The following is a 25945-nucleotide window of genomic DNA, read 5'->3' as shown; positions in this document are numbered from 1 at the left end:
GTTCCTCGCACGCCGCGGAGGCCGGCCATGAAGACCCTGCTCGTTCCGGTCACCCTCCACGACGCCCTGCCCTCCGTCTTCGCCACGGCGGTGCTGGTGGCGCGCCGCTTCGGCAGCCTGATCGAGGGCGTGGCCCTGCGCCCGGCGCTCGCCGAATACGTGCCCGTGGACATGGTCGGCGGCATGACGTGGCTGCGCGACGAGGAGGCCGACCAGGCCGAGGCGCAGGATGCGGGGCAGCGCTTCGTGGCGGCGATGGAGGCGGCCGGCCTGCCCCGGCGCGAACCCGGCGCCTCCTGCGCCCCGGATGCGGTGGCCAATGCCGGCCCGCGCTACCGCTGGCAGCCCGACGTGCCGCCGGGCGACGCCTTCCTCGGCCAGTATGCGCGGCTGTTCTCGGCGACCGTCGTCGGGCGTCCCAGTGCCGATGACGGGTCGCCGCGCATGACCACCTTCGAGACCGCCCTGTTCGAGAGCGGGCGCCCGATCCTGCTTGCGCCGCCCGCCGCCCCGGCTTGCCTGGGCGAGGCGGTCCTGATCGCCTGGAACGGCTCGACCGAGACGGCCAGAGCCCTCGCCTTCGCCATGCCCTTCCTGCGGCGCGCCCGGCGGGTGCTCGTGGTCAGCGCCGAGGGCGGCATGGTGCCGGGCCCGAGCGCCGAGGACGTGGCGCGCTCGCTCGCCTGCGAAGGCATCGAGGCCGCCCACAAGGCGCTGCCCGCCGGTCGCCGCACCCCTGGCGAACTCTACCTCGACACCGCTGAATCGTTCGGCTGCGACCTTCTGATCAAGGGCGCCTACACCCAGAGCCGCCTGCGCCAGATGATCTTCGGCGGGCCGACCAGCCACATCCTGTCCCACGCGACCGTGCCGGTGCTGATGGCGCATTGAGCCGCGCGACCGGCGGCTCCAAAGTTTGGCAGCCGAATTTTGCGTTTTCGGCGAAGGCGTTCGCTCAAATGTGCCCCGGCGGATGACGATCCCGTGGCGCCGCGAGGCCGGCCGCGACGAAGGCTCGTGCCGCATTCAATCGTGCCCGTCAGGAGTTGCCAGAGGCCGGATCGGCGGCTAAAGTCCTGAAAAGCTTTAAGTTTTCAATCATTCTAATCTGCGTCTGCCTCAAATCGGCCGGTTTCCGGTGGCCTTGAGCGGCGCGAATGATCGGAGGCTTCGGGCTGCGCGGCTCTCGCGGGCCGGGCTTCCCCCACAGGCACGACAGGTTGCGATCCCGCATGATTGTCTGCTCTTGCAACGTCCTCTCCGACGGACAGGTGCGCGCGTGCCTGCAGCCGGGTCCGGGCTGTCCCCGCACCCCGGCCCAGGTCTATGGCTGTCTCGGCTGCAGTCCGAAATGCGGACGCTGCGCGCGCACCATCCGCTCGATCCTGCGCAACGCCCTGGACGAAGCGCAGGCGCACACCGCCGCGCATGGCAGTGCACATGCCTGCTCGACGGCCTGTGAAGCGTCTTGCAGTTTGGGATCATTCCAAACTACAAGGGAGCCAGAGGGCGTCGCAGCCTGAGACGATCATTCGTCCCGACGCCTCACGAGGAGAGAGGTGAATGAAGGGCGACGCTAAGGTCATCGAGTATCTCAACCGCGGCTTGCGCAGCGAGCTGACGGCGGTCAGCCAGTACTGGCTGCACTTCCGCCTGCTGAACGATTGGGGCTACGTCGATCTCGCCAAGTTCTGGCGCAAGGAATCCATCGAAGAGATGAACCACGCGGATCGGTTCATCGACCGGATCCTGTTCCTCGACGGCTTTCCGAACCTGCAGGAACTCGACCCCCTGCGCATCGGCCAGAACGTTCAGGAGATCATCGAGTGCGACCTCGCCGCCGAGAACGAGGCGCGCTCCCTCTATCTCGAAGCCGCCAAGTACTGCGACTCGATCAATGACCGCGTCTCCAAGCGGCTGTTCGAGGATCTGGCCGAGGACGAGGAAGGCCATATCGACTTCCTCGAGACCCAGCTCGACCTGATCGGCCAGATCGGCCTGCCGCTCTACGCCCAGCGCCATGTCGGCGGCCTGGAGCAGATCGCGCCCGAGAAGGAGTGATCCTTCTCTTCCCCTCCCCTCTCGTGGGGAGGGGAGAAAGTCGCCTCAAGCCGGCGGGCGGCCCACCAGCACTGGCTGCGCGTTCGCCCGCTCGGGGAACAGCGTCTTCAGATCCCGCAGTTTCGGCGCATCGTTGACGGCGATGTAGCTGTTGGTCGGGTGAAGCGTCATGTAGTCCTGGTGATAGGCTTCCGCCGGGTAGAAGGCGCCGCTCTCGACCTTGGTAGCGATGGGCTTCGAGAAGACCTTCGTCCCGTCGAGCTGGGCGATATAGGCCTTGGCGACCTTGGCCTGCTCCGCATCCGCGGGGAACAGCGCCGAGCGGTATTGCGGGCCGGTATCGGGGCCCTGCCGGTTCACCTCGGTCGGGTCGAGCGCCACCGAGAAGAAGATCTGCAGCAGCTCGTCGTAGCGGACCAAAGCCGGATCGTAGGTGACCTGCACCGCTTCCGCATGCGCGGTGCGGCCGGTGCCGACCTCATCGTAGCGGGCGCTCGCCCGGGTGCCGCCGGCATAGCCCGAGACCGCGTTCGTCACGCCTTTCACGTGCTGGAACACGCCCTGCACGCCCCAGAAGCAGCCGCCCGCGAAGGTCGCCGTGCGCAGGCCCGAACCCTCCTTGGCGGTCATCGCCGCCTCGGGCAGGCGTTGCCCACCCTCCTCCGCAGCGGCGGGCGCCAGGGGCAAGGCCGCGCCGGCAAGCAGGGCGAGGCCGGCCAAGCCGCCGACGAGGCGGGATGTGCGGGGACGGAAGCGTTCGCGGGTCATGATCCTGAATCCCTCTCGATCCACATGTCAGGCCGGGCCGTCGGCGGCGGGCTCGAAGCGCAGGGACACGCCGTTCATGCAGTAGCGCAGGCCGGTCGGCTTCGGGCCGTCCTCGAAGACGTGGCCGAGATGGCCGCCGCAGCGGCGGCAATGCACCTCCGTGCGCCGCATGCCGTAGGCGCTGTCGACCTGCGTGCCGACCGCGCCAGGCAGCGTTTCGAAGAAGCTCGGCCAGCCGGTGCCGCTCTCGAACTTGGTCTTCGACGAGAACAGCGGCAGGTCGCAGCCGGCGCAGACGAAGCGGCCCGGACGCTTCTCGCCGTTGAGCGGGCTCGTATAGGCCCGCTCGGTGCCGTGCTCGCGCAGCACCTGGTAGGCGGCGGGGGAGAGCCGCGCGCGCCACTCGGCCTCGGACTTCTCGACCTCGAAGCCCGCCGCGGAGGCGGGACCGGTCATCACGGATGTCAGGCGGGAGGCCGCGAGGAGGCCGAGCAGCGAGGCTCCGGCACGCAAGGTCTGGCGGCGGTTCATGCGCGAGGACTCCGATGGGCTGCGGTCCGCCGGCTCCGAAGGAAGACGGGCTCCCCCGATGCCGGCGACGTGACGAGGATGATCAATCGCGCGCAATCGATAGCACGAAACCGGTAGGGCCGCCGCGAAGACGAACCGCCGCAGGCCGGTCCGGTCTCGGCGTCACCGGCGCAACCCTCGCGGTCTCTTCGCCCGGTTGTCCCGGATCTGCCCTCCGTGCCGCGTTGACGCTCGGGGATGCGCACATTACCTCCAATGATCAGCCGGCCAAGACAGGCTCCCAATCAGGCCCTCAAGCCATGCTCGCGGGTGCATCGTCTCACCCGCCCGCCCTCAAGACCGGCGGGACCGTCGGTGCCGGGCCGCTTGGGACCGGTTCCAGGGCCGGCACCCGGGACACGCGATGGATTCCACCCTCACCCAGAACGCCGAGCGCGGCGCTGAGAGCGTCCAGCGGGACGATGCGCGCCGTGCGGTCTACGAGGCCTCGCCGGCATCCGACCCGCGCAGCCCGGTGATGCTGTTTTCCGCCGACGAACCGCTCGCGATGGATTCCGGCGCCCGCCTCGGCCCGTTCCAGATCGCCTACCAGACCGCCGGCACCCTCAACGCGGCGCGGTCCAACGCGGTGCTGATCTGCCACGCGCTCACCGGCGACCAGCATTTCGCGCAGCCCCACCCCGTGACGGGCAAGCCCGGCTGGTGGGAGACGCTGGTCGGTCCGGGCAAGCCGGTCGATACCAATCGTTACTTCGTCGTCTGCTCGAACGTCATCGGCTCCTGCATGGGCTCGACCGGGCCCGCCTCGCTCAACCCCGAGACGGGGCGTCCCTACGGGCTCGACTTCCCGCTGGTGACGATCCGCGACATGGTCCGCGCCCAGGCGATGCTGCTCGACCGGCTCGGCATCTCCGACCTGTTCCTCTGTATCGGCGGCTCGATGGGCGGGATGCAGGTGCTGCAATGGGCCTCGCTCTTCCCCGAGCGGGTGTTCGCCGCCATGCCCATCGCCACCGGCGCGCGGCATTCGGCCCAGAACATCGCCTTCCACGAGGTCGGCCGGCAGGCGATCATGGCCGACCCGGCCTGGGAAGAGGGCCGCTATCTCGAGGCCGGCACAAGGCCATCCAAGGGTCTCGGCGTCGCGCGGATGGGCGCGCACATCACCTACCTGTCCGAGCCGGCCTTGCACCGCAAGTTCGGCCGCCGCCTGCAGAACCGGGCGGCGCCGACCTTCTCCTTCAACGCCGACTTCCAGATCGAGAGCTATCTGCGCCACCAGGGGCTCAGCTTCGTCGAACGGTTCGACGCCAACGCCTACCTCTACCTGACGCGGGCGATGGACTATTTCGACCTCGCCGAGGACCATGGCGGCGTGCTCGGCAACGCCTTCCGCGGCTCGAAAACCCGCTTCTGCGTGATGTCCTTCACCTCGGACTGGCTGTTCCCGACCGCCGATTCCCGCGCCATCGTCCACGCGCTGAATGCGGTCGCCGCCCCCGTCGCCTTCGTGGAAGTCGAGAGCGACAAGGGCCACGACGCCTTCCTGCTCGACGAGCCGGCGATGTTCTCCGCCGCCAAGGGCTTCATCGACGCCGCCGCCCGGGCGCGAGGATTGTAGAACACGATGAGCGAGAGCTTCACCGATGCCGCCTCCGGCGTTCCCTGGGAGGCCGCCGAGGCGCTGCCGCGCGGCGAGGGCACGGCGCGCGTCGATCATATCGTCGTGCTCGGCCTCGTGCCGCCGGGCGCGCGCGTCCTCGATATCGGCTGCGGCGACGGCTCGCTGCTGGCGCTCCTGCGCGACCGCCGCGGCGTCGATGGCCGCGGCATCGAATTGTCGCGCGAGGGCGTCAACGCCTGCCTCGCCCGCGGCCTGCCGGTGATCCAGGGCGACGCCGACACCGATCTCGCCAACTACCCCGACGACGCGTTCGACGTCGTGGTCCTGTCCCAGACGATCCAGGCGACCCGCAATCCGCGCATCGTGCTGGAGCACCTTTTGCGGATCGGGCGGCAGGTCATCATCTCGTTCCCGAATTTCGGCCATTGGCGGGTGCGGGCCGAACTCGCCTTCCGCGGGCGGATGCCGGTCACCGAGATCATGCCGGAGACGTGGTACGAGACTCCCAACATCCACCACTGCACGATCCGCGACTTCGTCGGCCTGTGCCGGGATGTCGGCGCCCGCATCGAGAAGGCCACCGCCCTCGACGCGCGGGGACGGCCGATGCGCTTCTCGATGCCGTGGTGGTTCTGGAACCTGATCGGCGCGCAGGGCGTGTTCCTGCTGCGGCGCGGGGCCGGGCGGGGGTGAGACCTTCGCCCCGGCGAATGGTGAGCCTCAGGCCGCCCGGCGGCGGGAAAGCGAGCCTCAGCCCGCCTTCTCCTTCGCTCTCACATAGCTCTTGAGCACGGCATTGATCCGGGATTGATAACCCTTTCCCGTGCCCCGGAAGTGCCTGAGCACGTCGGGATCGAGACGGAGGGTGATCTGCTCCTTGGTCTCTGCCTCGACGGGCTCTGCCGTGTTCCAGAACTCCGCCGGAATCGAACCTGCATCCGGGTCGCCGGCAGCGCGGCGCTCGAGTTCGTCATCGGTCAGCGCCTTGAAGGCGCTGCTCAGCGGCGCGGCGGGCGGCATGTCGTCGAGGCTGTCAAACCGGACGAGCTTGCCGTGCGGTCGCGTAGGCTTTTCGCTCATGTCTGCTCGCCTTCCATGCTGAGATGATGCGAACGTCCCCGTCGCGCAGGGTATAGACCACCCGCAGCACCTCGTTGTCGTATTCCCCAAGGGCGATGAAGCGGCGTTCGCCGTAGTTGCGACGGGTGTCTTCGCGAGTCAGCCGGAAGCCCCGAAAAATTTCAGCCGCCTGCCGGAAGCTGATGAGATGCTTGGCTTGGTTGGCCGCATCCTTCTCAAGGTCCCACTGAAAGCCCATGCCCGATCCGTAACTACAAAACGTAGTTCCAACAAGATCGTTTCACGTCGGCCTTATGAGGCTGATGCCATCCTGTCGATGGCCCGGCTTCACAGCGTCCCGGATGTCTCCGGTGCGGGCGTCGAACCGCCCATCGCCACGGCGATCGGGTGGCCGTGGCGGGCGAGGTCGTCCCGGCCCTCCGCCAGCAGCGCGTCGGAAGCCGTCTCGATGCGGGTCTGCAGCTCCTTGAGGAAGGCGGGACGCGCCAGCCCCGGCGGGATGACCGGCAGGAACTCGATCACCGTGGTGCCCGGCATCCGGCGAAAGCCGCGACGGCGCCAGTAGAGGCCGGTGTTCAGCGCCACCGGCAGGCAGGGCACGTTCAGCGCGGCGTAGAGGTGGGAGGCGCCCTGCTTGTACGCGGGCGGGGCGCCGGCCGGGCGGCGGGTGCCCTCGGGGAAGATGATGAGCTGGCGCCCGTCGCGGATGGCCTGCGCCGCCGCCTTGTTCATCGCCGCCATCGCCCTTGTGCCCTTCGAGCGGTCGATCGGCACCATGCCACCCCGGGCGAAGTACCAGCCGACCACCGGAATCCACATCAGCTCGCGCTTGAGCACGTAGCCGAAATCATCGAACGGGATCGTGAGCGCCAGCGTCTCCAGCGCGGATTGATGCTTGGCGGCGACCAGCAGCGGGCCCTTGGGAATGTTCTCCAGGCCGCGGAACTCCACCCGCGTCCCGCCGACCACGCGCAGCAGGAACACCACCGTGCGGCCCCAGAACTGGGCCACCCGGATCGTGGCCTTGCGCCAGGCAAGCGCCGGACTCCCCAGGATCGCGATCAGGCCCGTCGCGACGTAAAAGGAGAGGTTGAAGGCGAGCGAGCGGAAGAGGAGCATCGGTGGTCCGCGTGAGGATGGCGCTCCTTTACCGTGTGCGCCTGCGCTTGCCCACCGCCGGGCCGAGGAAACCCGTCGCGCGGCGTAGCACCCGCCTCCACCGCTTTTCCGGCCAGCCGCCGATCCGATGAGAGACATTCATCAGGGGGGATTCAGCGCCCGGTGCCATGATCGGCGATCGATGCAGGGCAGGCCGCGGAGATCCTCGGCATACAATATGGTGTCATCTTAGTTTTTGTAATTATAATTATAAAAAATTACTTTTGTTACTGAACTTTGGCGACACTGAACGCCTGCAACCGACACTTATTCGAATTAGCAAATGAGATTTGCCGACGAATAGCCTGGCTGTATCAAGGTAGCGAGGGGGACGGATGGGCTTGTTCGCATGCGAGCGGGCCTGTCTCGGAGCGTGCTCGGAGCCGCAGCCATGATCCGTGCCCTGTCGATCCGTGCTCTGTCGTTGCCTGGACAGGCCCCTTCCGCCGCGGCGCCGGATCGCATCGGGGCCGGCCGCAGTTCCGAGGTGTTCGCTGCAGGGCCGGACCGGGTGGTGAAGCTCTACCGGCAGCCCTTCGAGCCGGAGGCGGTTGCGAACGAGTGGGCCGCGAGCCGCCTCGCCCATGGTTTCGGCCTGCCGGTGCCGAAGGCGCTCGGCATCATCCGACGGGCCGAGCGCACCGGGATCCTGTTCGCGCGCCTCGATGGTTCGCCGATGACGGTGCGCTATGCCTACAACCCGGTCGGGCTGATGATAGCGCTGCGCCGCGTGGCACGGATTCAGCACGCGATCCATGCCTGTCCCGCCCCCGGCCTGCCCTCGCAGCATGACGGTCTCCGGACCCAGATCGAGGGCGCACGGGTGCCGGAGCCCCTGCGGCAGGCGGCGCTCGCCGCCCTCGACCGCCTGCCAAGGGGCGATCGCCTCTGTCACGGCGACGTGCATCCCGGCAACGTGATCGCGACCTCGGCCGGGCTCCGCTTGATCGACTGGCAGAAGGCCGCCGCGGGCGATCCGGCCGCCGACGTGGCCCGCTCCGAACTGATGCTGCGCTACGGCCGGCTCGGCCCGGCCTGGTTCAGCCGGCTTCGTCCCGTGCGGATGGCGCGCCGGCTGATCGCGGCGTGGTACGTGCAGGCCTACCGCGCGGCGAGCGGCCTGCCGCGGGAGGCCATCGCCGCGTGGCGCCTGCCGGTCGCGGTCTCACGCCTGTTCGGGCGCCCCTCCGACACCGACGCCGATTTGCTGGCGGCGATCGAAAGGCTGGCGCGCAAAAAACCGGATTTCGAAAAGGCGAGCCTTTTCGCGGGTCCAAGGCAGAGCCCTGGTCGAGGGCAGCCGGAGCAATCTCCCTAAGGCCCCTCGGCCAGCGTCCCCCGCTGACGCGGGTCGGAGGCGCCGGCGAGCAGGCCATCCTCGGCCATCACCGAATTGGCCGAGCCCGAGGTCGCGCCGACCTTCACATTGTGGCCCTTGGACCGCAGCAGGGCCAGCGTATCGGGCGAAATGCCTTCTTCCGCCATCAGCACGTCGGGCTGCCACTGGTGGTGGATGCGCGGCGCCGCGACGGCTTGGGCGAGGTTCATGCGGAAATCGAGCACGTTCACGATGACCTGAAGCGTGGTCGTGATGATGCGGCTGCCGCCGGGGCTGCCGGTGACGAGAAACAGCTTGCCGTCCCGGAACACGAAGGTGGGTGTCATCGACGAGAGCGGGCGCGCGCCCGGCGCCACGGCGTTGGCCTCGCCGCCGACGAGGCCGTAGGCGTTGCGCGCCCCGGTCTTGGCGGAGAAGTCGTCCATCTCGTTGTTGAGCAGCACGCCCGTCCCTTCGGCGACCAGTCCGATCCCGTAGGAGAAGTTCAGCGTGTAGGTGTTGGAGACGGCGTTCCCCTCCGCGTCCACCACCGAGAAATGCGTGGTCTGATCGGACTCGTATGGCAGCGGGTTGCCGGCGCGCACCTCGGCGGCGGTCTTCGCCCGCTCCGGATCGATCTTTTCGCGCAGGGTGGCGGCATACGGCTTGGCGGTCAGCCCCGCGACGGGAATCTGCGTGCGCGACGGGTCGCCGAGCCAGGTGGCGCGGTCGGCATAGGCCGGCTTCATCGCCTCGGCGAGCGTGTGCAGCGCCCCCGCGCTGCCCGCGCCCATGCCGGCGAGGTCGTAGCCTTCCAAAATGTTCAGGATCTCGATGAGATGCACCCCGCCGGAACTCGGCGGCGGCATCGAGACGATCTCGTAGCCGCGATAGGTGCCGCGCACCGGCGTGCGGATCTCCGGCCGGTAGGCGGCGAGGTCGGCCGCGGTCATGATCCCGCCCGCGGCCTGGACGGAAGCCGCGATCTTGTCAGCGATCGGCCCCTCGTAGAAGGCGTCCGGTCCCCGCTCGGCGATCGCCTTCAGGGTGTCGGCCAGATCGGTCTGGCGCAACGTCGCGCCGCGGGGGAGCACGTGGTCGCCCTCGAAGAACACCGCCCGGCTCGACGGCCATTGCCCGAGCAGGCCGGACGCCCGCGGCAGGGAATCCGCCAGCCCCGATTCGACCGGGATGCCGTCGCGGGCGAGCTTTTCCGCTGGGGCGATGAGGTCGGCCAGCGTGAGCTTGCCCGAACCGTAGCGCCTGTGGGCCTCGGCGAGGCCGCGCACCGTGCCGGGCACGCCCACCGCCTTGCCGGTCCGGGTGGAGGCGGCGCGGTCGGGCTCCCCTTGCGGGTTCAGGAACATGTCGGCGGTGGACGCGGCCGGGGCGGTCTCGCGGTAGTCGATCGCGATGGTTTCCCCAGCGGCGTCCTTCGCTGCTTGCTGACCCGTTTCCTTGTCCGCCTCCTTGGCCGCGGCGCGGTGCACCATAATGAAGCCGCCGCCGCCGAGATTGCCCGCCCGCGGCAGGGTGACGGCGAGCGCGAAGCCGACCGCCACCGCCGCATCGACGGCGTTGCCGCCTTTCCTCAGGATCTCGACGCCGACGCGAGTGGCCAGTGCATCCTGCGACGACACCATGCCGCGCCGGGCGAGAACCGGCAGCAGGCGGGCCTCATCCGACTGGATCGGCGGCGGTTCGGGCGCGGGCGGCACCGCTTGTGCCTGGGCCGGAAACGGCACCGCCAGGGAGGCGACGAGAAGGAGTGCGAGGGCGGAGCGAACGGGTGAAGTCGGGCTCATGCCCCGAGCTTATCGCAAATGCGGGGCGCAGCCACGCTCCCCGCGAACGACCATTTGTCCTTCGGCGCGCCCCACGCGGGACGAGGCGCGCCTGGTTCGGGCATCGTTGCATGCAACGCCGGCCAGCGCCTGCCGCGGCAACGTTCTATCGCCCGCTCAAGGCCGGCCCGCCCGCAGTGCCGCCGGTGCCGGGCGGTCCGCTGGTGGGCGTGCCGCCGATCACGGCGCCCGGCGTGCCGCCGACGACGGCCGGCTTGTTGGGGGTGCCGACCGGGGCGCCGGCCGTGCTCGGGCCGGGCACCGGCTGCGACCCCGTGGCCGAAGCCTTCGGGCTCGGCGGCGAGGGCTGTGCATCCGCGCCGGCCTGAGCCATGGCGGCCGCCGGGAGGCTGACTATCAGAGCCAGCGCGATCGTCGTGAGCCGCATGAGATGTCCTGTCCGAGGCATAGGGTGTCCCTCAACCCGGCGGAGCCGGGAAAGTTCGCCTCGGCCGATCACGCTTGTCCTCGGTTCGAGAACGCGCCTCGACGCGGTGGACACCGGTTCGGCGATCGGACAGCGCGCCGAAGCAAAAGCCGCCGGACGCCGACCTGATGGCATCAGGCCGGCTCCGCTAACCCATTGTTTTAATGGGTATTTTTCCGAAGGAGCGGTGACCGCTTCGTCGGAATCCGCCCTAGCGATAGCCGAGCCGGTAGCGGGGGGCGGACCCGGCCGGGTCGTACAGGTGCGGCTCCGTGCGCCGCATACGGCGGATCCGGTGCTCGGCTTCCGTCGGCTGGTGATAGCGCAGCGATTCCTGATGCGCGTGGAAGTGATGATCCCAGTGACTCGTGCTGGGATGCCAATCCACGCTCTGGACCGGGGTACCGGCGATGACGTCCGGCTGAGGCAGGGCGGGAGCGGCAGAGGCCGCCGTTACACCGAGGGAGCCGAGCACGAGGCTGGCTGCGAGGATGAGGACGATCCGCATCGCTTTGTGTCTCCTCCACGCACGATGATCGCGCGTTCCAATATGTCATAAAACGTTCACAAACCGACTTTTCGTCCCGTGCGATCGGATGGAGCCGTGACAAAAATCTTAAAAATGATCGGAATTTAATGGGCGGCGTGCCGTGCCGCACCGGCTCGGCCCCTCCATCTCGCGCGCCGGACGATTCGCGCGCTGCGTGTCCCGCCGGATCGGCGTGCAACGCGTATTGGAATTCACCGGAAGGCTTGGCCGAATGCCATCCCGCCGTCGCTCGGCGGCTGGGAGGCAGGCATCAGAATGCCGGCGCCTGCCCCCGAACATGCGGAGGCGTGACGCCGGCACCGGTCGTGATGATGTGGGGGGATTGTGACGGCTGGCGCCGGGCTCAGACCTTCGCCAGCCGGACGCGCGGGTTAGGCGGCGTCCTCGGTGTCGTCGCCGTCGAGGATCGTCTCCAGATCGCCGGTGAGCGCATCGAGTTGATCGGCGCTCGCGCGGATCTTGAACTTCGTTCCGTCCTCGGCTTCCACCGCGATCTCGATGTGGTCCTCGACCTTGGCGGCGAGCGCCTGCTTGAGCGTATAGGTGGTCACGTCCTTGGCCATTCGGCTTCCTGTCGGCGGTGTGTCGTGGGGAGGGGGGAAGCGCCGTAAGCCCGAGTCGTTCCCTCGATCGTCCCGTCATCGGCGTCTGCGGCCTGCGATCCGTTAAGTCGGCCTTGATGGCTTCGGGGGCATCTCGCCGGCATGAACGCGCCACGGCTTCTCCTTGCCCTGTTCGTGATCGGCGGCAGCCTGGGCGCCGACGCCGCGGCGGCGCGCACGCGCGATCTCGGAGATCTCGAAGCGGCCTGGCATGACTGCGTCCGCGAGGCCTATATCCGGCAACCGCCGGGCCAGAGCCGGGCCGGGGCGCAGCGCAACGTCCTCGACGAGTGCCGGGAACACGAGGACCAGTTGGTAGCCGCCACCATGCTCGAACACGCCCGTGAGGACGAGGCCGCGCGACGGGCCGGCCTCCCCCTGACGGCCCGAGCGGGCGCCTGGGCCGCCTCCGTCGCGGCCTACGTCGTCGATCCCGTCACATCCTGGCTGCAGGGGTGGCGCTAGAGCGCATTCCGACGAGGGGGCCACCGGTTCGCCGAGAGAAGGCGCGTCACGACAAGGACCGGTGGCCGGACACGGCCCTGGCGCATGACCCCGGCCGTCGTCGCCCGCTTTCGCGAAGAACGATGCGTCCGGGACAGGCTCCGATCGGGCCGCGCCGAACCCGGCCGCCGATCAGAAGCGGTAGCCGATGCCCGCGCCGATGATCAGCATGTCGAGCCGCACGGTGGTGGTGCCGGAACCGATCCGGGAGACCTGCGGCGGCAGGAAGATCTTCTTGATCTCCATGTTGGCGTACCAGTTGCCGCCGAGGTGATAATCGAAGCCGGCCTGAAGCATGGGCCCCAGTTGCGGGTCGGCCTTCATCTCGGTGATGAGAGGCTTGGCCGGCTCGTAGGCGATCGGGTGGGTGTAGCCCGCGCCCGCGCCGATATAGGGGTTGAAGGGGCCGTGCGGGAGGAAGTGGAACTGGACCGCGCCGGTCATGGCGAAGCTCCAGGTCGAGCCGATCGTCAGGTCGCCGATCAACGACCCGCGGATCGAGGTCTTGGTCGAGACCACGCCGAGCTGACCGGCCACCGCGAAATGATCGGACAGGAAATACGTCACGTCGAGATCCGGCAGGGCGCGTGCCGGGGTGATGACGCGGCCGCCGATCGGCTCGACCCGGGAGAACTGGCCGACCGGGATGGAGCCGACGACGCGGCCGCGGACCAGGAAGCTGCCCGCGGTCAGCCCGCTTTCGGGAACCGTCTTCATCGCGGGCTCGGCGGCCTGAGAGGCGGCGGAGACCCCGAGCAGGCCGACCCCGAGAACGCCGAACACGGCTGCGAGACGACTCGATCGCGCCGCCATCGGCTTCGCCCCCGACGCCCCGCGCCGAACGGGTCTCCGCCTGCGCGGCGCGCAGGCGAGACGACGGTCCCGCCCGGAGGACGGAAGGGACGAGGCAGGCTGGTCGAGCATGAGTTCTGTTTTTCGAATCTCGAGGAAAATCGTTTCGGCGCGCCTCACGACAGGCCCGCGCACGGACCGTTTTTCTGGGGCCGCGGCGGTTCGACGGTCGTTCCGTGAGGGACGGTCAGGCCGGTTCGGATCGCGGCTGGCCGACGACCTGGATGGCCTCCATGGCCTCGCGAAGCCCGGAGGACGGCTCCGCTCGGACGGCTCGGGTGTCCGGCGGAGGCGGTGACGGGGCGAGACACACGCGATTGCGGCCGGCTCTCTTGGCGGCGTAGAGGGCCGCGTCCGCTCGGGACAGGGCGGCGTCGATCCGCTCCTCGCCGGCGGCCACGACCGCGACCCCGATACTGGCGGTCACGGTCACGGCCGCTCCGTTCACGGTGAAGGGCTGCCCGGCGGCGGACTTTCTCAGGCGCTCGGCGACGGTGACAGCCGCGGTGGCATCGGCTTGGTCGAGCACGACCAGGAACTCCTCGCCGCCCCAGCGGGCGACGAGGTCATCCTTGCGCATCACGCCGCGTAATCGCTCGGCGAAGCCGACCAGGGCCGCGTCGCCGCCGTCATGGCCGTAGGTGTCGTTGATCGCCTTGAAGTGGTCGATGTCGGCCAGCAGGATCGCGCATCGCGGCGGGGAAGGCGACAGGCCGGCCCGCTGGCTCAACGCCGCGAACAATCCGCGCCGGTTCGCCAGCCCGGTGAGGGGGTCGGTGTCGGCCAAGCGACTGAGCTTCAGGTGCGCGCGCTCGCTCACCATGGCGAGATAGCCGACCTGGATGAAGACGCCGCACCACAGATCGAACAGCAGCGAGTAGATACCGCTCTCCGGCGATGCGAGGCGCTCGTTCGCGAAATGGATCACGCCGATCGTCAGCAGGAAGGCGATGAAGTATCCGCCGAAGCCCAGGAGGACGATGTACTGTGTCCACAGGCGCATCGAAGCGGGTGTTCTCAGGATTTCCCACATACACAGAGCTGTGCTCAGCGCGATGCACACGAACACGACGCTCAGTGCCCAAGTCACCGACGCCCCGATCTGGGGCAGGATGCCGTAGGACAGGCCGCTGAGGAGGGCGAGCCCGAGGGTCTGCGGGATGAGGAGCGCACGCTCATGGAAGAGGCGCAGGCCGGCCCAGGACACGGCGAGGCTCGCCCCGTACAGGATGTAGACGATGCTCCCTTTGACGGCATTCAGCGGCACGCTCGGCGGATCTCCGAGCATCAGCAACGACCCGATCAGCGAGCAGCAGAGCGCGCCGGCCCAGACCCCGAAATAGATCTCGCGCGGATGCCGCAGCAGGGTGACGAAGAACACCAGAACAAAAGCAAGGCGACTGCTGATGCTGGCGACCTGAAGGGTGTTTAAGTCGAGCATGACCGTCCAGGCCCTTTACGGATGACCCGCGCGTGGGAGCGCTCCTGCCTCGGAGCGGATTGCCCGTTCGGCGAAAGGCCCATCGGAACAGCGGTCCGGAGCCGATCCCGGTTGTCCCGGCCGCGGGAGCTGGGCGGCAAGGCGCATCATGGGACCGGGTGATCCGACGATTTCGCGGGTGGTCCGGCCTCGCCCGATCGCAGTCTGTGCGCCTGCTCGCTCAGGAGCGCCGTCGCGACCGCGCCCGCGACGGGCCGGCTGAACAGGAATCCCTGCAGCTCCGTGGCGCCGATCTCGCGAAGCATCCGGGCTTCGTCCTCGGTCTCGATCCCCTCGGCGGTCACCGCCATCCCGAAATGACGGGCGATGTCGTGCATCGTCCGGACCAGGAACCAGCTCTCGCGCGCCTCGCCGAGGCCTCGGATGAACGTGCGATCGATCTTGAGCCGGTCGAAGGCGAAGCGCTGCAGGTAGCCGAGGGACGAGAAGCCGGTGCCGAAATCGTCGAGGGCGATGCTGACGCCGAGGGCACGGAGGGCCGCGACGCCCTCGAGCGCGACGGCGACGTCCCCCATCAAGACGCCTTCGGTCAGCTCCAGTTCGAGCCGGCCCGCCGCCAGTCCGCTGGCCCGCAACGCGGCGACGACCCGACCCGCGAAGCCCGGATCCTGCAGTTGAACCGGGGAAACGTTCACCGAGACCCGGCAGAAGTCCGGCCAGACCGCCGCCTGCCGGCAGGCGGCTTCGAGAACCCAGGCTCCGATCGGGCGGATCGCGCCGGTCTCCTCGGCCAGGGGGACGAAGTCGGCTGGGGATACCGGCCCCAGGAACGGGTGCTGCCAGCGCAGCAACGCCTCGCAACCGGTGATCGCCCCCGTCGCCGCGGACACGATCGGCTGGTAGGCGAGCGAAAACTCTCCCCCGGCCAGGGCCGCCCGGAAATCCTTGGCCTTCAGATCCTTGGCTTTCAGATCCTTGATGCGAGCCGGGACCCGCGGAGCGCCCCCGCGGCCTGTCGCGGAGCGCTCCAAGTCGAGACGCGGCGCCGTCACACCGGCCACGCCCGAGAGCTGGACCGGCTCGATGCACGGCCTGTCTTCCGCACGATGCAGGCGCTGCGACGAAACAGCGGGCTCGCTTCTCATGGAAAGAGCTTCATGAAGAATGCTGTACGCATCGGGGGTCGAGCCGCTCTCACGCTTGTTTCGAATCATCGGCTATCGGACGTTCAAGCCAACAAAAGATAAGACGCAGAGCCTAAGGAAAAGTTATCGTATGTTTATGGAATTTTCCTCCCGAGTGACCCCTAACAAATCCTAAAGCACCGCAAGGTGCTGGAGATGTTTGTTCCGACGTTATGTAGGCACGGCGCTGGATTCTCCTCTCAGTTTCATCAGGCTTCTTTTCTCCTCGTCGGGAAGAGTTGTTTGACCGCTGTCCAGGCCGGCGCCAGGATTTTGCCGGCTATCGGGATCAGCGCGAAGCCTGCGAGCAGTCCGATCACGCCCGCGCCGGCCGCCGTCACCAGCCACGCGATGACGCCGCCGAGTGCCGGCACGGCCCCGCTTGCGGCGACAGCCGCCTCGTGAATCACGTGCTCAGGGCCGGCGAAGCCGTAGCCCGCGAGGCTGTGGACGATGATGCCGCCGCCGACCCAGACCATGGCCGCCGTGCCGACGAGGGCCAGCACCTTCAGGAAGACGGGCATGCCGCGCACCAGCCCGCGGCCGATCGCGGCCAGCACGCCGCTGCCCCGGCGGGCGAGCGCCAGACCGATGTCGTCGGCCTTCACGATCAAGGCGACAGCGCCGTAGACCGCGAGCGTGATGCCGATCGCGACGACCGCCATCACCACGGCGCGCGACCAGACCGTGCCATCGCCCAAGCCCGCCAGGGTGATGGCCATGATCTCGGCCGAGAGGATGAAATCCGTCTTGATCGCGCCGGAGACCCGCTGGTCTTCCAGAACCTGCGCATCCGGTGCGGCCGCCCTCGCCTTCGCTTCGGCCGTGCGATCGTGGGCCGCGTGCGGCACGATCATCTCGTAGATTTTCTCGGCACCCTCATAGGCGAGGTACAGGCCGCCGAGCAGCAGGAGCGGCGTGATCGCCCAGGGCGCAAAGGCGCTGAGCAACAGTGCGGCCGGCAGCAGGAACACCAGCTTGTTGATGAGCGAGCCGCGGGCGATGCGCCAGACGATCGGCAATTCGCGGTCCGGCGAGAAGCCGACCACGTAGCGCGGCGTGACCGCGGCATCATCGATCACGACGCCGGCCGCCTTGGTCCCGGCCTTGGCGGCCTGGGCCGCCACGTCGTCCAGCGAGGCGGCCGCGACCTTCGTCAGGGCAACCACGTCATCCAAGAGGGCTAACAGTCCAACGCTCACAGTCGCTTCATCCCGTTCTCTACTCGGCGAGCATATGGCGCAGCGTAGCGGTTAAGCGAGGAGGCGGCCCGCGCGGCAGGGCGTGGGGCGCGGGTGTGGGGCCATCGGACCGACCGGAAACCCGCCGGGCCGGGCACGATCCTCGCGGCCCGACAAAGGGAACTTGCGAGAGGCAGGCGGTGGCCGGCAGGATCGCCCCCGCAAAAGAGTCGCCAGCGCGCAACACTTCGACTTTTCCTGCAAAACAGGGCGCCGGCCTCTCCAAATCCGTCAAGGTTTGGCTATCAGCCTGATCCGGTCACCTCGTGATTGATCGCCGCCATGCTGTCCGTCTCCCGCGCCGTCGTTTCGAAGCACCGTGAGATTTCCGCGCTGCTCGCAACCTATGCCATGTTCCTCAGCGGCGTATTGATTTTAGCCTGGGCGGCATAAGCCCCCGATCGAGCGCAGGCGCCGGTCTTTGCGGTCTGACAGCCTTCGTCACGCGATCGACGTGCCGTAGCGGACGCCTTTCTCCTTGAGCCAGCGCCGGTAGGCCACCGAGGACGAGTCGGCGCGAGTCGGGATCTCGGCGCGAGGTTCGAGAGGCAACAGAACCGGCCGCTGGTTCTCCAGGATGATGCGGTCCTGCAGGAAGATCACCTGCTGAAACGCCACGAGATCGGTGAGGCGGGAGGCGTCGTCGATCAGGAACATCACCGGATGGGCCCGGCAGCGGTCGGGATCGAGGGGCTGAACGAACAGGCAGATCACGTCCCACCGGTTCGCCGCATTGGGGCAGGTCTTGTAAAGCATGGTCACGTGGGGCGTGGCGACGCGGTACTGGTATTGCGTCTCGATCCCGCCCTTGGCCGAGAGCGCCGCCTGAGGCTGGAAGAAGCGGCAATTGGTGGCCCAGACCTCATCGACGTCGCGGCGGATCTCGGTGGTGTAATGCAGCACCTCGGTGTGCGGCTCGGCGCCGAGGATGTCGGTGTGGACGAAGGGGAAGTGGGCCATGTCGAGAAAGTTCTCGACGATCCGCAGCCCGGAGGCGCGCAGGCCGACGACGCCGCAGAGCACGTGGCGCCGGTCGTCCTCGTCGGCCTCGGGGATCGCGGGCGGCTCGGTCTCCGGCGCGCCCAGGCTGACCCAGACGCAGCCGTAGCGCGTGCGCACGGGCAGGTCCCGCCCGCACGCCGTCCGCGCCGAGACCGGATCGCTCCCGGAGACGACGATGTCGGTCCCGAGGAGGCGTGTCCGCACGGGGGCCTCGCGGCAGGCCGCCATCGCTCCGACGACGTACCATTCGTCCCGGATCGCAGGTTCGAGATCCATCGCAAGGCTCCTCTCACGGCCGCGCCGCGCGGGGCGCGGCCGGCTCATTGCCAGATCCGCGCCATCGTGGCGGCGTGCTCGGCGAGCAGCGCATCGAGGTCGAGATCGCAGAAGGCGCCGTCCGCGATGATCGGCCGTCCGTGGATGAAGCTGTGCGAGACCCGGAACGGCCCGCACATCACCATCGCGGCGAGAGGATCGCGCTGCGTGCCGGAGAGGCCGAGCTGATCGAGTTTCACCGCGATGACGTCCGCGCTCATGCCGGGAGCGAGATGGCCGATGTCGTCCCGGCCCAGCAGCTTCGCGCCGCCGCGGGTGGCCATGACGAGGGCCTCCCGCGCCGACAGGGCGCCCGGTGTACCGCCGAAGCCGCCGCGGCCGCCCGGGGCTTCGGAGCCGTAGCGCGCCGGCGCCACGCGCTGGAGGAGCTGCGCCAGCCGCGCTTCGAGGAAGAGGTTCGAGGTGTCGTTCGAGGCGGAGCCGTCGACCCCGAGCCCACAGGTCATGCCGGCATCGAGCATCTCGCGGATCTTGGCGATGCCCTGGCCGCAGCGCATGTTGGCGGAGGGGCAATGCGTCATCCCGGTCCCGGTCTCGGCGAACCGGCGAATTTCGCCGGAATCGAGGAAGATCGCGTGGGCGAACCACACGTCCGGGCCGGTCCAGCCCACCGACTCGGCGAAGGCGGCCGGCCGCATTCCATAGGCCTCGCGGCACCAGACCTCCTCGTCGAGATCCTCGGCGAGATGGGTGTGGAGATGGACGCCGTGGGCGCGGGCGAGCGCCGCCGCCTCGCGCATCAAGCCGGGGGTCACCGAGAAGGGCGAGCAGGGGGCGAGCACGATGCGGGTCATCGCGTGCCGGGCCGGATCGTGATGGGCGTGGATCAGCCGCTCGGCGTCCTTGAGGATATCCGCCTCGCGCTCGACGCAGGAATCGGGGGGCAGGCCGCCCTGGCTCTGCCCGCGCGACATCGCCCCGCGCGCCGCGTGGAAGCGTAGGCCGATCCCGCGCGCCGCCGCGATCGTGGAATCGAGCGTGACGTCGTTGGGCCGGATGTAGAGGTGGTCCGAACTCGTGGTGCAGCCAGAGGCGATCAACTCGGCCATCGCCACCCGGGCGGAGACGCTGATCGCCGCGTCGTCGAGGCGCGCCCAGATCGGATAGAGCGTGGACAGCCACGTGAAGAGCGGCTCGTCCTGGACCATCACCCGAGTCAGGTTCTGGTACATGTGATGGTGCGTGTTGACCATGCCGGGCATCACGAGATGGCCGGACAGGTCGATCACCCGGTCGGCCGGAAGCGTGCCGAGTTCGGCATCGGTGCCGACGGCCTCAATCACGTGGTCGCGCAGGTAGAGGGCGCTGTCGGTGATCTCGCGCCCGCTGTCGTCGAAGGTGGCGAGGTGGGCGATATGGCGCAGGAGCAGCGTCGGCATGGTCTTCACGCTCCTCAGCGCACGTCGCGATGGTAGGGCAGGCCGAGCGCGGCGGGTGCCGCAAACCAGCCACGCAGGCGCCGCCACGCCACCACCGGCAGGATGATGAACGCGACGGTGCCGAGATAAGGCAGCATCGAGAGGATCGCGGGCGCCACCGGCCAGCCGCGGGCCTGGCCGACGAAGCCGAGCGCCGTAATGACGCCGAAGAGCAGCGCGGCGGCCACCGCCGTCAGCGGTCTGAAGCCGGCGAAGATGACGAGGGCCACGGCGATCCAGCCGCGGCCGGCGACCACGCCCTCCGACCAGGACGGCACGAAGGCCAGCGTCAGGTAGGCCCCGGCGCCGCCGGCGAGGCTCGACCCGAGGGCGACGTACCAGAACCGGATCGCCGCGACCGGGATGCCCGCGGCATCCGCCGCGGCCGGGTTCTCGCCGACCGCGCGCAGGTTCAACCCGTGCCGCGTCCGGAACAGCAGGAGATGCAGCCCGACCGGCAGGACGATGTAGATCGCGTAGATCAGCACGTTCTGCGAGAACAGGGCCGGCCCGAGCACCGGGATCTCGCTGAGTACCGGCACGCTCACCCGCGGGAACGCCGCGGCGGCCGGGGCGCCGGCATAGGAGCGGCCGAGCGTCGCCGCGAGCCCGGAGCCGAGCAGCGTGAGGGCGAGTCCGCACAGCACTTGGTTGGCCCGCAGCAGAACGGTGGCGGCGGCAAAGACGCAGCCGAAGGCGAACCCGACGCCCAGCGCCGCGGCGAAACCGAGGGCCGGGCTCGGCACCGCCGCCACGGTGGCGATCCCCGTGAGCGCGCCCAGGGACATCAGCCCCTCGACCCCGAGATTGACCACGCCGACACGCTCGGCGAGCACCTCGCCCAGCGCCGCGAGGGCGAGGACCCCGCCCGCCAGGAGCGCCGTGGACAGGATGCCGGTGATCAGCTCCAAGTGACGCACTCCACGCGGTCTGTCCCTCAGCCCAGGATGGGGGTCCGGCGCACGGGCCGGTAATGCACGATCTCGTCGCCGATCGCGGTGAACAGCAGGATCAGGCCGGTGATGGCGAGCACCGTGTTGGTGTTCACGCCCTGGGTCTGCAGCACGATGCCGGCGTTGAGCAGGGCCGCCATCAGCACCGCGCCCGCAATCACGCCGAGGCAGGAGCCCCGGGCGAGCACCGCGACCATGATGCCGAGATAGCCGTAATTGTTCGAGATGCCGCCCTGCAGCCGATGCACGGTCCCGGCGAGTTCGATGGTCCCGGCGAGGCCTGCGACGGCGCCCGAGAGCAGCATCACGGCGACGATGCGGGCCCGGACCGGGATGCCGGCATAGAGCGCCGCCCCAGGGTTGGCGCCGGCAATCCGCACCTCGTAGCCGAAGCGCGTAAAGGCCAGCAGTCCGGCCGCGAGGATTGCCACCGCGACCGCGGCGGGAAAGCCCCAGTGCAGGGTATCGCCGAGGGGCGGCAGTTCGGCAGGGATGCGTGCCGTGGTCGCCAGCGCGCGGCCCGACGGATCGCGCCAGGGGCCGGTGCAGAGCCACGCGACGAGAAGGGCCGCGACGAAGTTCAGCAGGAGCGTGGTGATGAGTTCGCTCACCCCCGCGAAGGCCCGGGCGAGCGTCGGCACCAGGATCCAGGCCGCGCCCCCGGCCGCTCCGGCGAGCGCCATCAGCGGCAGAACCCAGGCGTCGTCGCCGCCGACATGGAGGCCGATGGCGGTCGCGGCCAGCGCGCCAGCGTTGAACTGGCCCTCGCCGCCGATGTTCCAAAGGCCGATGCGCTGGGTCAGCGCCACCGCGATCCCCGTGAGGATCAGCGGCGTGACAAGGAGCCCGAGATCCTCCAGTCCCTCGACGGAGCCGAAGGCGGAGCCGATCACCTCGGCGCCGAGGCGTCCCGGCGCGAGGCCGGCGAGCGTCAGGACCACCCAAACGCAGGCGAGCGCCGCCACGATTGCCCCGACACGTCCGGCCAGGGCGGCGCCGGCCGGGACGCTCGGAACCCTCTGGAACCGCCAGCTCATGCGCGCGCCCCCCGACCGCCCATCATCAGTCCCAGCGTCTCCACATCCGCCTCGGCAGCGGGCATCACCCCCATGATCCGCCCCTCAAACAGCACCGCCACCCGGTCGGCGAGTTCGAGGATCTCCTCCAGCTCCTCGGAAAAGAGCAGCACCGCCCTGCCCCGGTCGCGCAGTTCCGCGAGGTAGGAGAGCAGGGTGTCGATCGCTCCGACATCGAGCCCGCGGCTGGGATAGGCGGCGACCAGGACCCGCCCGGCGACGCGGATTTCACGGCGGGCAACGAGGCGCTGCTGGTTCCCGCCCGACAGGTTGCGGACCGGCATGCCGAAATCCGGCACCGCGACGGCGGCGTCGGCGGCGATGGTCCGGGCAAGGCGCGAAGCCGCCCAGGGTCGGAACAGGCCGCCGCCGCCGACGGGCGGGCCCGCATATTCCCGCAGCACCGCGTTGTCGGCCACGCTGAGGTCGGGGGCGAGGCCGCTGCGCAGGCGATCCTCGGGGATATGGCCGATGCCGGCTGCCGCGAAAGCGGCCGCATCCGTCCGGGCCACGGGCCGGCCGTCGATCCGGACCGTGCCACCCGCGACCCGGCGCATGCCGGTGACGACCTGGCTCAACTCGCGCTGGCCGTTGCCGGCCACCCCCGCGATGCCCAGGATCTCGCCGCCGTGCAGGGCGAGGGTGACGTCGCGCAGGGCCATGAGGCCGCGCTCGTCGCGCGCGCAGACGCGGTCGAGTTCGAGCACCGGGGCCGCCGAGACCGGCGTGCCGACCGCCCGCGGCCGCGCCTTACGCAGGGTGATGTCGTGGCCGACCATCAGGGCCGCGAGGCCGCGCTCGTCCGAGCCCGCGGCGGGGCGCGTCGCGACCTTCCGCCCCCCGCGCAGCACGCTGATCCGGTCGGCGATGGCGACGACCTCGTCGAGCTTGTGGCTGATGAAGATCACGGCGTTGCCGGAGGCGCGGAACGCCCGCAGGGCTGTAAACAGCTCCCGCGCCTCCGCCGGCGTCAGCACGGCGGTCGGCTCGTCGAGGATCAGGAGGCGGGCGTCGCGCGCCAGAACCCGGAGGATCTCGACCCTCTGCTGCTCACCGGCCGAGAGGTCGCCGACGACCGCGTCCGGCCGGACCGCGAGGTTGAAGCGCTCGGCGAGCGCCCGCGTGCGCGCTTCGAGCGCCCCCGCCGAGGCGCGCCAGGGCGTCCGCGACCAGCCGAGATGGATGTTCTCGGCCACCGTGAAGGCCGGCACCAGCTTGAAGTGCTGGTGCACCATGCCGATCCCGGCGCGGATCGCCGCCTGCGGCGAGGGCAGCGCGCGGGCGTAGCCATCGAGGATGATCGTGCCGGCATCGGGCTGGTAGATGCCGGTGAGGATGTTCATCAGGGTCGACTTGCCGGCCCCGTTCTCACCGAGCAGCGCGTGGATCTCCCCCGGCATCACCGCGAGATCGACCGCGTCGTTGGCGAGCACGCCCGGAAACGTCTTGGTGATCCCCTGCAATTCGACGAGGGCGGGGGTGCCGGGCGGAATGCTAGGCGTGATGTCCGCGGCCGTGCCGGGCGGGAACGCGAGCGGCACCCCCATCAGGCACCGAGGCCCGTCACGCCCTCGATCGACCAGTCCCAGTTGTAGAGGTCGAGGTCGCTCATGGTCTTGCCGGCCGCGACCCGGACCTTGCCCTTGCTGTCCCTGATCTCGCCGACGAAGGGCGAGGTGCCGCCGAGGATCTTTTCGCGCACGGCGTCGGCCTGTTTTGCGACGGCCTCCGGCACGGTCCGGCCCCAGGCGTCGCGATCGACGCCGCCGCCCATCGGCAGGAGCGTGGTGCCCGGCGTCCACGTGCCGGCGATGCGCTTGCCGACCTGATCGACGTAGTACTTGCGCGAATCGACCACGATCGAGCTGACATAGGCGTCGGGGCCGAAGCGGCGCATGTCGGTGTTCCACATCGCGGCCTTGAGGCCGCGCTGCTGCGCCACCTGAAGGTAGCCGGCCTCGTCCATGATGCCGAAGAGGAAGTCGCAGCCGTTGTTGGCCAGCGCCACGCCGGCCTGCGTCGCGGCCTGCGGATCGAACCAGGAATTGATCGAGATGACCTGCACGGTCGCCTCGGGCTTCACCGTGCGGGCGCCCATCAGGAAGGCGTTGGTCGAGGAGAAGCACGAGGGCACCGGGAAGGAGGCGACGTAGCCGAGCTTGCCCGTCTTGCTCATCAGGCCGGCGGCGACGCCGAGCACGTAGGTCGGGTACCAATGCGCGAAGTAGTACCAGCCGAGATTGTCGCCCGTGGTCCGGCCGTCGCATTCGAGGAAGCCGACCTTCTTCGCGCGCTTGGCGACGTCGGAGAAGAAGTCGCCGTAATTCGAGGTGGCGAAGACGAGGCTCGCGCCGTTCGAGACGAAGTTCCGGAAGGTGCGCGCGGCGTCGGCGGAATAGGGGATCGATTCGACGAACAGGGTCTTGGCCTGCGGGAAGGCGGCCTGCACGGCCTTCATTCCCTGGTCGTGGCTCCAGGTCCAGCCTTCGTCGGTCACCGGGCCGACATGCCCGAAGGCGATCACCGCATCCTTCTCGGGAACCGCGGACAGCGGCGCCTGGGCGCGGGCCGGGCTCAGTCCGGGTGGCAGGATGAGGCCGGCACCGAGGCCGGCGCCGAGGCTGAGCAGATGGCGGCGGCTCGGCAGGGCGGCGTCGCTCATGGGATCGCTCACGGCACTGGCTCCCTCTCGGATCGCCGCCCGAGGCCGGGGCGGCAGGGGTGATCGACGTTCCTCGGCGAGGACGGCCTGCGGAGCGTATCGGCAAGGACGCGAGCAGAACGCGGCAAGAGTCCGGAAAGAGTCCGGCAAGAACCGTGCCTTGACCGTGCCTGGGTCGGGCCGCCGCATCGAGCCAGCGTGTCCGGATCGAATTGTCCCGGATAGCCGGCAAATCTCGACCACCCCGATGCGCTCCACGCAACAACGCCGGGACGCGCGACCATCGGTTTGCGCGGACTTGCGCGGAGGAATGATGAAGCCTTAAGCAGGGGTTCGGGATGGCGCGAAACGAGGCATCGCGCGCCGGAGGGCACGGCCATGGGTGGTGCGACTGTCATGACCTTTACCGGCCGGTTCCGGGCCGCGAGCTTCCGGGCCTTCGCGGAGGACCGCGCCCGCCTCCTCGCCCTGGACTCGGCCTGGGCCGAGGCGACACCCGACCGAATGATCGTCGCCATCGCGGGCCAGCGCGATTTCATCGATGCCTTCGAGATGGCCTGCAGCCTCGGGCCCATGGATTGCCTCGTCCACGAGATCGAGCGGCGCGACACGGATTGGGCCGGGATCGCCACCTTCGAGCGGGAGCATGACGATGGATGAACCGGACGGTTGGTACGCGGTCGCGCTGGGCGCCGACATCGAGCCCTCGACCTCGGCGGGCACGCGCCTGTTCGGCCACGAACTCGTGGTCTGGCGCGACGCCGCGGGCGCCGTGCATGTCTGGGAGGATCGCTGCCCGCATCGCGGCATGCGCCTGAGCTTCGGCTTCGTGCGCGGCGATCACATCGCCTGTCTCTATCACGGCTGGCGCTACGACGCGGCTGGCCAGTGCCGCTACATCCCAGCCCATCCGGATCTCGAGGTGAGCCCGATGATCCGGACGCGGACCTATCCGTGCCGCGAGCGGGCCGGGCTGATCTGGGTCCGCTGGGGAAGGCCGGCCGACGCCCCGGAGACCGCGCCCGACGAGGCCGAGGCCGTCCCCGTCTCGCCCCTGCGCAGCCTCTACCTCGACGCGCCGGCCGCGCGCCTCGCGGCGGCGCTCGGCGGTGCCGGGTCCGACGGGCTCGCCCGCATCGATCTCGGCGGGTCGCCCGTCCTCGTCGCGGTGCAGCCGCTCGCCGCGGAGGCGAGCGCGGCCCACATCGTGGTGCCGGCCGCGCCCGATGCGCCGACGGCCGATCTCGCCCGCCTCGCCGCCGCCTGCGTCGCCCTGCGCCGGACCATCGAGGGAGCCGCGCCGTGAGCCTTGC

The 25945-nt window shown here is 69.4% G+C and carries 28 protein-coding genes; 9 read left to right on the top strand and 19 right to left on the bottom strand.

Features of this window, described 5'->3' with window-relative positions; all coding sequences use genetic code 11:
* Window positions 1–27: 27 nt before the first annotated feature.
* The 3 genes from OVA30_RS05325 (at window position 28) to bfr (ending at window position 2061) form a co-directional block, all read left to right on the top strand.
* On the top strand, window positions 28–891 hold the full coding sequence (locus tag OVA30_RS05325) for a universal stress protein (protein WP_268174825.1): 864 nt from the start codon (window positions 28–30) through the stop codon (window positions 889–891).
* Window positions 892–1232: 341 nt separating this feature from the next.
* Window positions 1233–1523 (top strand): (2Fe-2S)-binding protein, encoded by a 291-nt coding sequence (locus tag OVA30_RS05320; protein ID WP_012253339.1) that lies wholly within the window; start codon window positions 1233–1235, stop codon window positions 1521–1523.
* 40 nt (window positions 1524–1563) lie between these two features.
* Window positions 1564–2061 (top strand): bacterioferritin, encoded by a 498-nt coding sequence (gene bfr / locus OVA30_RS05315; RefSeq protein ID WP_003604433.1) that lies wholly within the window; start codon window positions 1564–1566, stop codon window positions 2059–2061.
* A gap of 45 nt (window positions 2062–2106) precedes the next feature.
* Here the strand turns inward: bfr and msrA are convergent, their stop codons facing one another.
* Both msrA and msrB read right to left on the bottom strand, forming a co-directional pair.
* Complete coding sequence (gene msrA / locus OVA30_RS05310; RefSeq protein WP_268174823.1) at window positions 2107–2829, bottom strand: peptide-methionine (S)-S-oxide reductase MsrA; 723 nt, start codon at window positions 2827–2829, stop codon at window positions 2107–2109.
* A gap of 27 nt (window positions 2830–2856) precedes the next feature.
* On the bottom strand, window positions 2857–3360 hold the full coding sequence (gene msrB / locus OVA30_RS05305; protein ID WP_056155397.1) for a peptide-methionine (R)-S-oxide reductase MsrB: 504 nt from the start codon (window positions 3358–3360) through the stop codon (window positions 2857–2859).
* A 403-nt stretch (window positions 3361–3763) separates the two neighbouring features.
* Between msrB and metX the strand changes: the two genes are divergently transcribed.
* Complete coding sequence (gene metX / locus OVA30_RS05300; RefSeq protein WP_056155400.1) at window positions 3764–4981, top strand: homoserine O-acetyltransferase MetX; 1218 nt, start codon at window positions 3764–3766, stop codon at window positions 4979–4981.
* A gap of 6 nt (window positions 4982–4987) precedes the next feature.
* Entirely contained in the window at window positions 4988–5677 is a 690-nt protein-coding gene (metW, locus tag OVA30_RS05295) for a methionine biosynthesis protein MetW (RefSeq protein WP_003604426.1), read from the top strand.
* Between the two features lie 57 nt (window positions 5678–5734).
* Here metW and OVA30_RS05290 read toward each other — a convergent pair whose 3' ends face one another.
* From OVA30_RS05290 to OVA30_RS05280, 3 genes are all read right to left on the bottom strand, one after another.
* On the bottom strand, window positions 5735–6064 hold the full coding sequence (locus OVA30_RS05290; RefSeq protein WP_268174821.1) for a BrnA antitoxin family protein: 330 nt from the start codon (window positions 6062–6064) through the stop codon (window positions 5735–5737).
* Entirely contained in the window at window positions 6018–6302 is a 285-nt protein-coding gene (locus OVA30_RS05285; RefSeq protein ID WP_012253335.1) for a BrnT family toxin, read from the bottom strand. The genes OVA30_RS05290 and OVA30_RS05285 overlap by 47 nt, the downstream gene beginning before the upstream one ends.
* Before the next feature lie 89 nt (window positions 6303–6391).
* Window positions 6392–7183, bottom strand: coding sequence for a lysophospholipid acyltransferase family protein (locus OVA30_RS05280; protein ID WP_147016846.1), 792 nt, complete (start codon window positions 7181–7183; stop codon window positions 6392–6394).
* Window positions 7184–7613: 430 nt separating this feature from the next.
* Between OVA30_RS05280 and OVA30_RS05275 the strand changes: the two genes are divergently transcribed.
* A complete protein-coding gene (locus tag OVA30_RS05275) occupies window positions 7614–8540 on the top strand; it encodes a phosphotransferase family protein (protein ID WP_268174820.1) in 927 nt (308 codons plus the stop codon).
* On the opposite strand, the gene ggt is transcribed toward OVA30_RS05275, so the two are convergent.
* The 4 genes from ggt to OVA30_RS05255 all read right to left on the bottom strand — a co-directional run bounded on the left by ggt (window position 8537) and on the right by OVA30_RS05255 (window position 11924).
* A complete protein-coding gene (gene ggt, locus OVA30_RS05270) occupies window positions 8537–10345 on the bottom strand; it encodes a gamma-glutamyltransferase (RefSeq protein WP_268174819.1) in 1809 nt (602 codons plus the stop codon). The genes OVA30_RS05275 and ggt overlap by 4 nt on opposite strands.
* A gap of 145 nt (window positions 10346–10490) precedes the next feature.
* The gene (locus OVA30_RS05265; protein ID WP_012253331.1) at window positions 10491–10772 is read right to left on the bottom strand and encodes a hypothetical protein; all 282 of its coding nucleotides are present in this window, start codon (window positions 10770–10772) and stop codon (window positions 10491–10493) included.
* Window positions 10773–11022: 250 nt separating this feature from the next.
* The gene (locus OVA30_RS05260) at window positions 11023–11319 is read right to left on the bottom strand and encodes a hypothetical protein (RefSeq protein ID WP_268174818.1); all 297 of its coding nucleotides are present in this window, start codon (window positions 11317–11319) and stop codon (window positions 11023–11025) included.
* Window positions 11320–11732: 413 nt separating this feature from the next.
* Window positions 11733–11924, bottom strand: a complete 192-nt coding sequence (locus tag OVA30_RS05255) for a hypothetical protein (RefSeq protein ID WP_003603979.1) — start codon at window positions 11922–11924, stop codon at window positions 11733–11735.
* A gap of 141 nt (window positions 11925–12065) precedes the next feature.
* Between OVA30_RS05255 and OVA30_RS05250 the strand changes: the two genes are divergently transcribed.
* The gene (locus tag OVA30_RS05250) at window positions 12066–12428 is read left to right on the top strand and encodes a hypothetical protein (RefSeq protein ID WP_056111406.1); all 363 of its coding nucleotides are present in this window, start codon (window positions 12066–12068) and stop codon (window positions 12426–12428) included.
* Between the two features lie 171 nt (window positions 12429–12599).
* On the opposite strand, the gene OVA30_RS05245 is transcribed toward OVA30_RS05250, so the two are convergent.
* The 10 genes from OVA30_RS05245 to OVA30_RS05200 form a co-directional block, all read right to left on the bottom strand.
* Entirely contained in the window at window positions 12600–13280 is a 681-nt protein-coding gene (locus tag OVA30_RS05245) for an OmpW/AlkL family protein (protein ID WP_015822317.1), read from the bottom strand.
* A gap of 226 nt (window positions 13281–13506) precedes the next feature.
* A complete protein-coding gene (locus OVA30_RS05240) occupies window positions 13507–14760 on the bottom strand; it encodes a GGDEF domain-containing protein (RefSeq protein WP_253395319.1) in 1254 nt (417 codons plus the stop codon).
* 146 nt (window positions 14761–14906) lie between these two features.
* Entirely contained in the window at window positions 14907–15905 is a 999-nt protein-coding gene (locus tag OVA30_RS05235; protein WP_268174817.1) for a putative bifunctional diguanylate cyclase/phosphodiesterase, read from the bottom strand.
* A gap of 248 nt (window positions 15906–16153) precedes the next feature.
* The gene (locus OVA30_RS05230; RefSeq protein ID WP_056506747.1) at window positions 16154–17146 is read right to left on the bottom strand and encodes a DUF808 domain-containing protein; all 993 of its coding nucleotides are present in this window, start codon (window positions 17144–17146) and stop codon (window positions 16154–16156) included.
* A gap of 480 nt (window positions 17147–17626) precedes the next feature.
* Window positions 17627–18463 carry an aromatic ring-hydroxylating oxygenase subunit alpha gene (locus OVA30_RS05225; protein ID WP_147016838.1) on the bottom strand — a complete coding sequence of 279 codons (837 nt, stop codon included), beginning with the start codon at window positions 18461–18463 and terminating at the stop codon, window positions 17627–17629.
* 44 nt (window positions 18464–18507) lie between these two features.
* Window positions 18508–19902 (bottom strand): 8-oxoguanine deaminase, encoded by a 1395-nt coding sequence (locus OVA30_RS05220; RefSeq protein WP_268174816.1) that lies wholly within the window; start codon window positions 19900–19902, stop codon window positions 18508–18510.
* A 14-nt stretch (window positions 19903–19916) separates the two neighbouring features.
* Window positions 19917–20852: an ABC transporter permease gene (locus OVA30_RS05215; RefSeq protein ID WP_182569142.1), complete on the bottom strand. Its 936-nt coding sequence runs from the start codon at window positions 20850–20852 to the stop codon at window positions 19917–19919.
* 26 nt (window positions 20853–20878) lie between these two features.
* Window positions 20879–21931, bottom strand: coding sequence for an ABC transporter permease (locus tag OVA30_RS05210; protein ID WP_268174815.1), 1053 nt, complete (start codon window positions 21929–21931; stop codon window positions 20879–20881).
* On the bottom strand, window positions 21928–23517 hold the full coding sequence (locus OVA30_RS05205) for an ABC transporter ATP-binding protein (RefSeq protein WP_268174814.1): 1590 nt from the start codon (window positions 23515–23517) through the stop codon (window positions 21928–21930). The genes OVA30_RS05210 and OVA30_RS05205 overlap by 4 nt, the downstream gene beginning before the upstream one ends.
* Entirely contained in the window at window positions 23517–24632 is a 1116-nt protein-coding gene (locus tag OVA30_RS05200; RefSeq protein WP_268177457.1) for a BMP family ABC transporter substrate-binding protein, read from the bottom strand. Before OVA30_RS05200 ends, OVA30_RS05205 begins: the two co-directional genes overlap by 1 nt.
* Before the next feature lie 378 nt (window positions 24633–25010).
* Here OVA30_RS05200 and OVA30_RS05195 point away from each other — a divergent pair, with 378 nt between their 5' ends.
* Both OVA30_RS05195 and OVA30_RS05190 read left to right on the top strand, forming a co-directional pair.
* The gene (locus OVA30_RS05195) at window positions 25011–25292 is read left to right on the top strand and encodes a hypothetical protein (protein ID WP_268174813.1); all 282 of its coding nucleotides are present in this window, start codon (window positions 25011–25013) and stop codon (window positions 25290–25292) included.
* Entirely contained in the window at window positions 25285–25938 is a 654-nt protein-coding gene (locus OVA30_RS05190) for a Rieske (2Fe-2S) protein (protein ID WP_268174812.1), read from the top strand. The genes OVA30_RS05195 and OVA30_RS05190 overlap by 8 nt, the downstream gene beginning before the upstream one ends.
* The last annotated feature ends 7 nt before the right edge of the window (window positions 25939–25945 follow it).

Source organism: Methylorubrum sp. SL192 (genome assembly GCF_026672325.1).
GTDB classification, from domain to species: Bacteria; Pseudomonadota; Alphaproteobacteria; order Rhizobiales; family Beijerinckiaceae; genus Methylobacterium; species Methylobacterium extorquens.
Note: the sequence above shows the minus strand (reverse complement) of the source record. Positions and strands in the feature narration are given on the sequence as shown.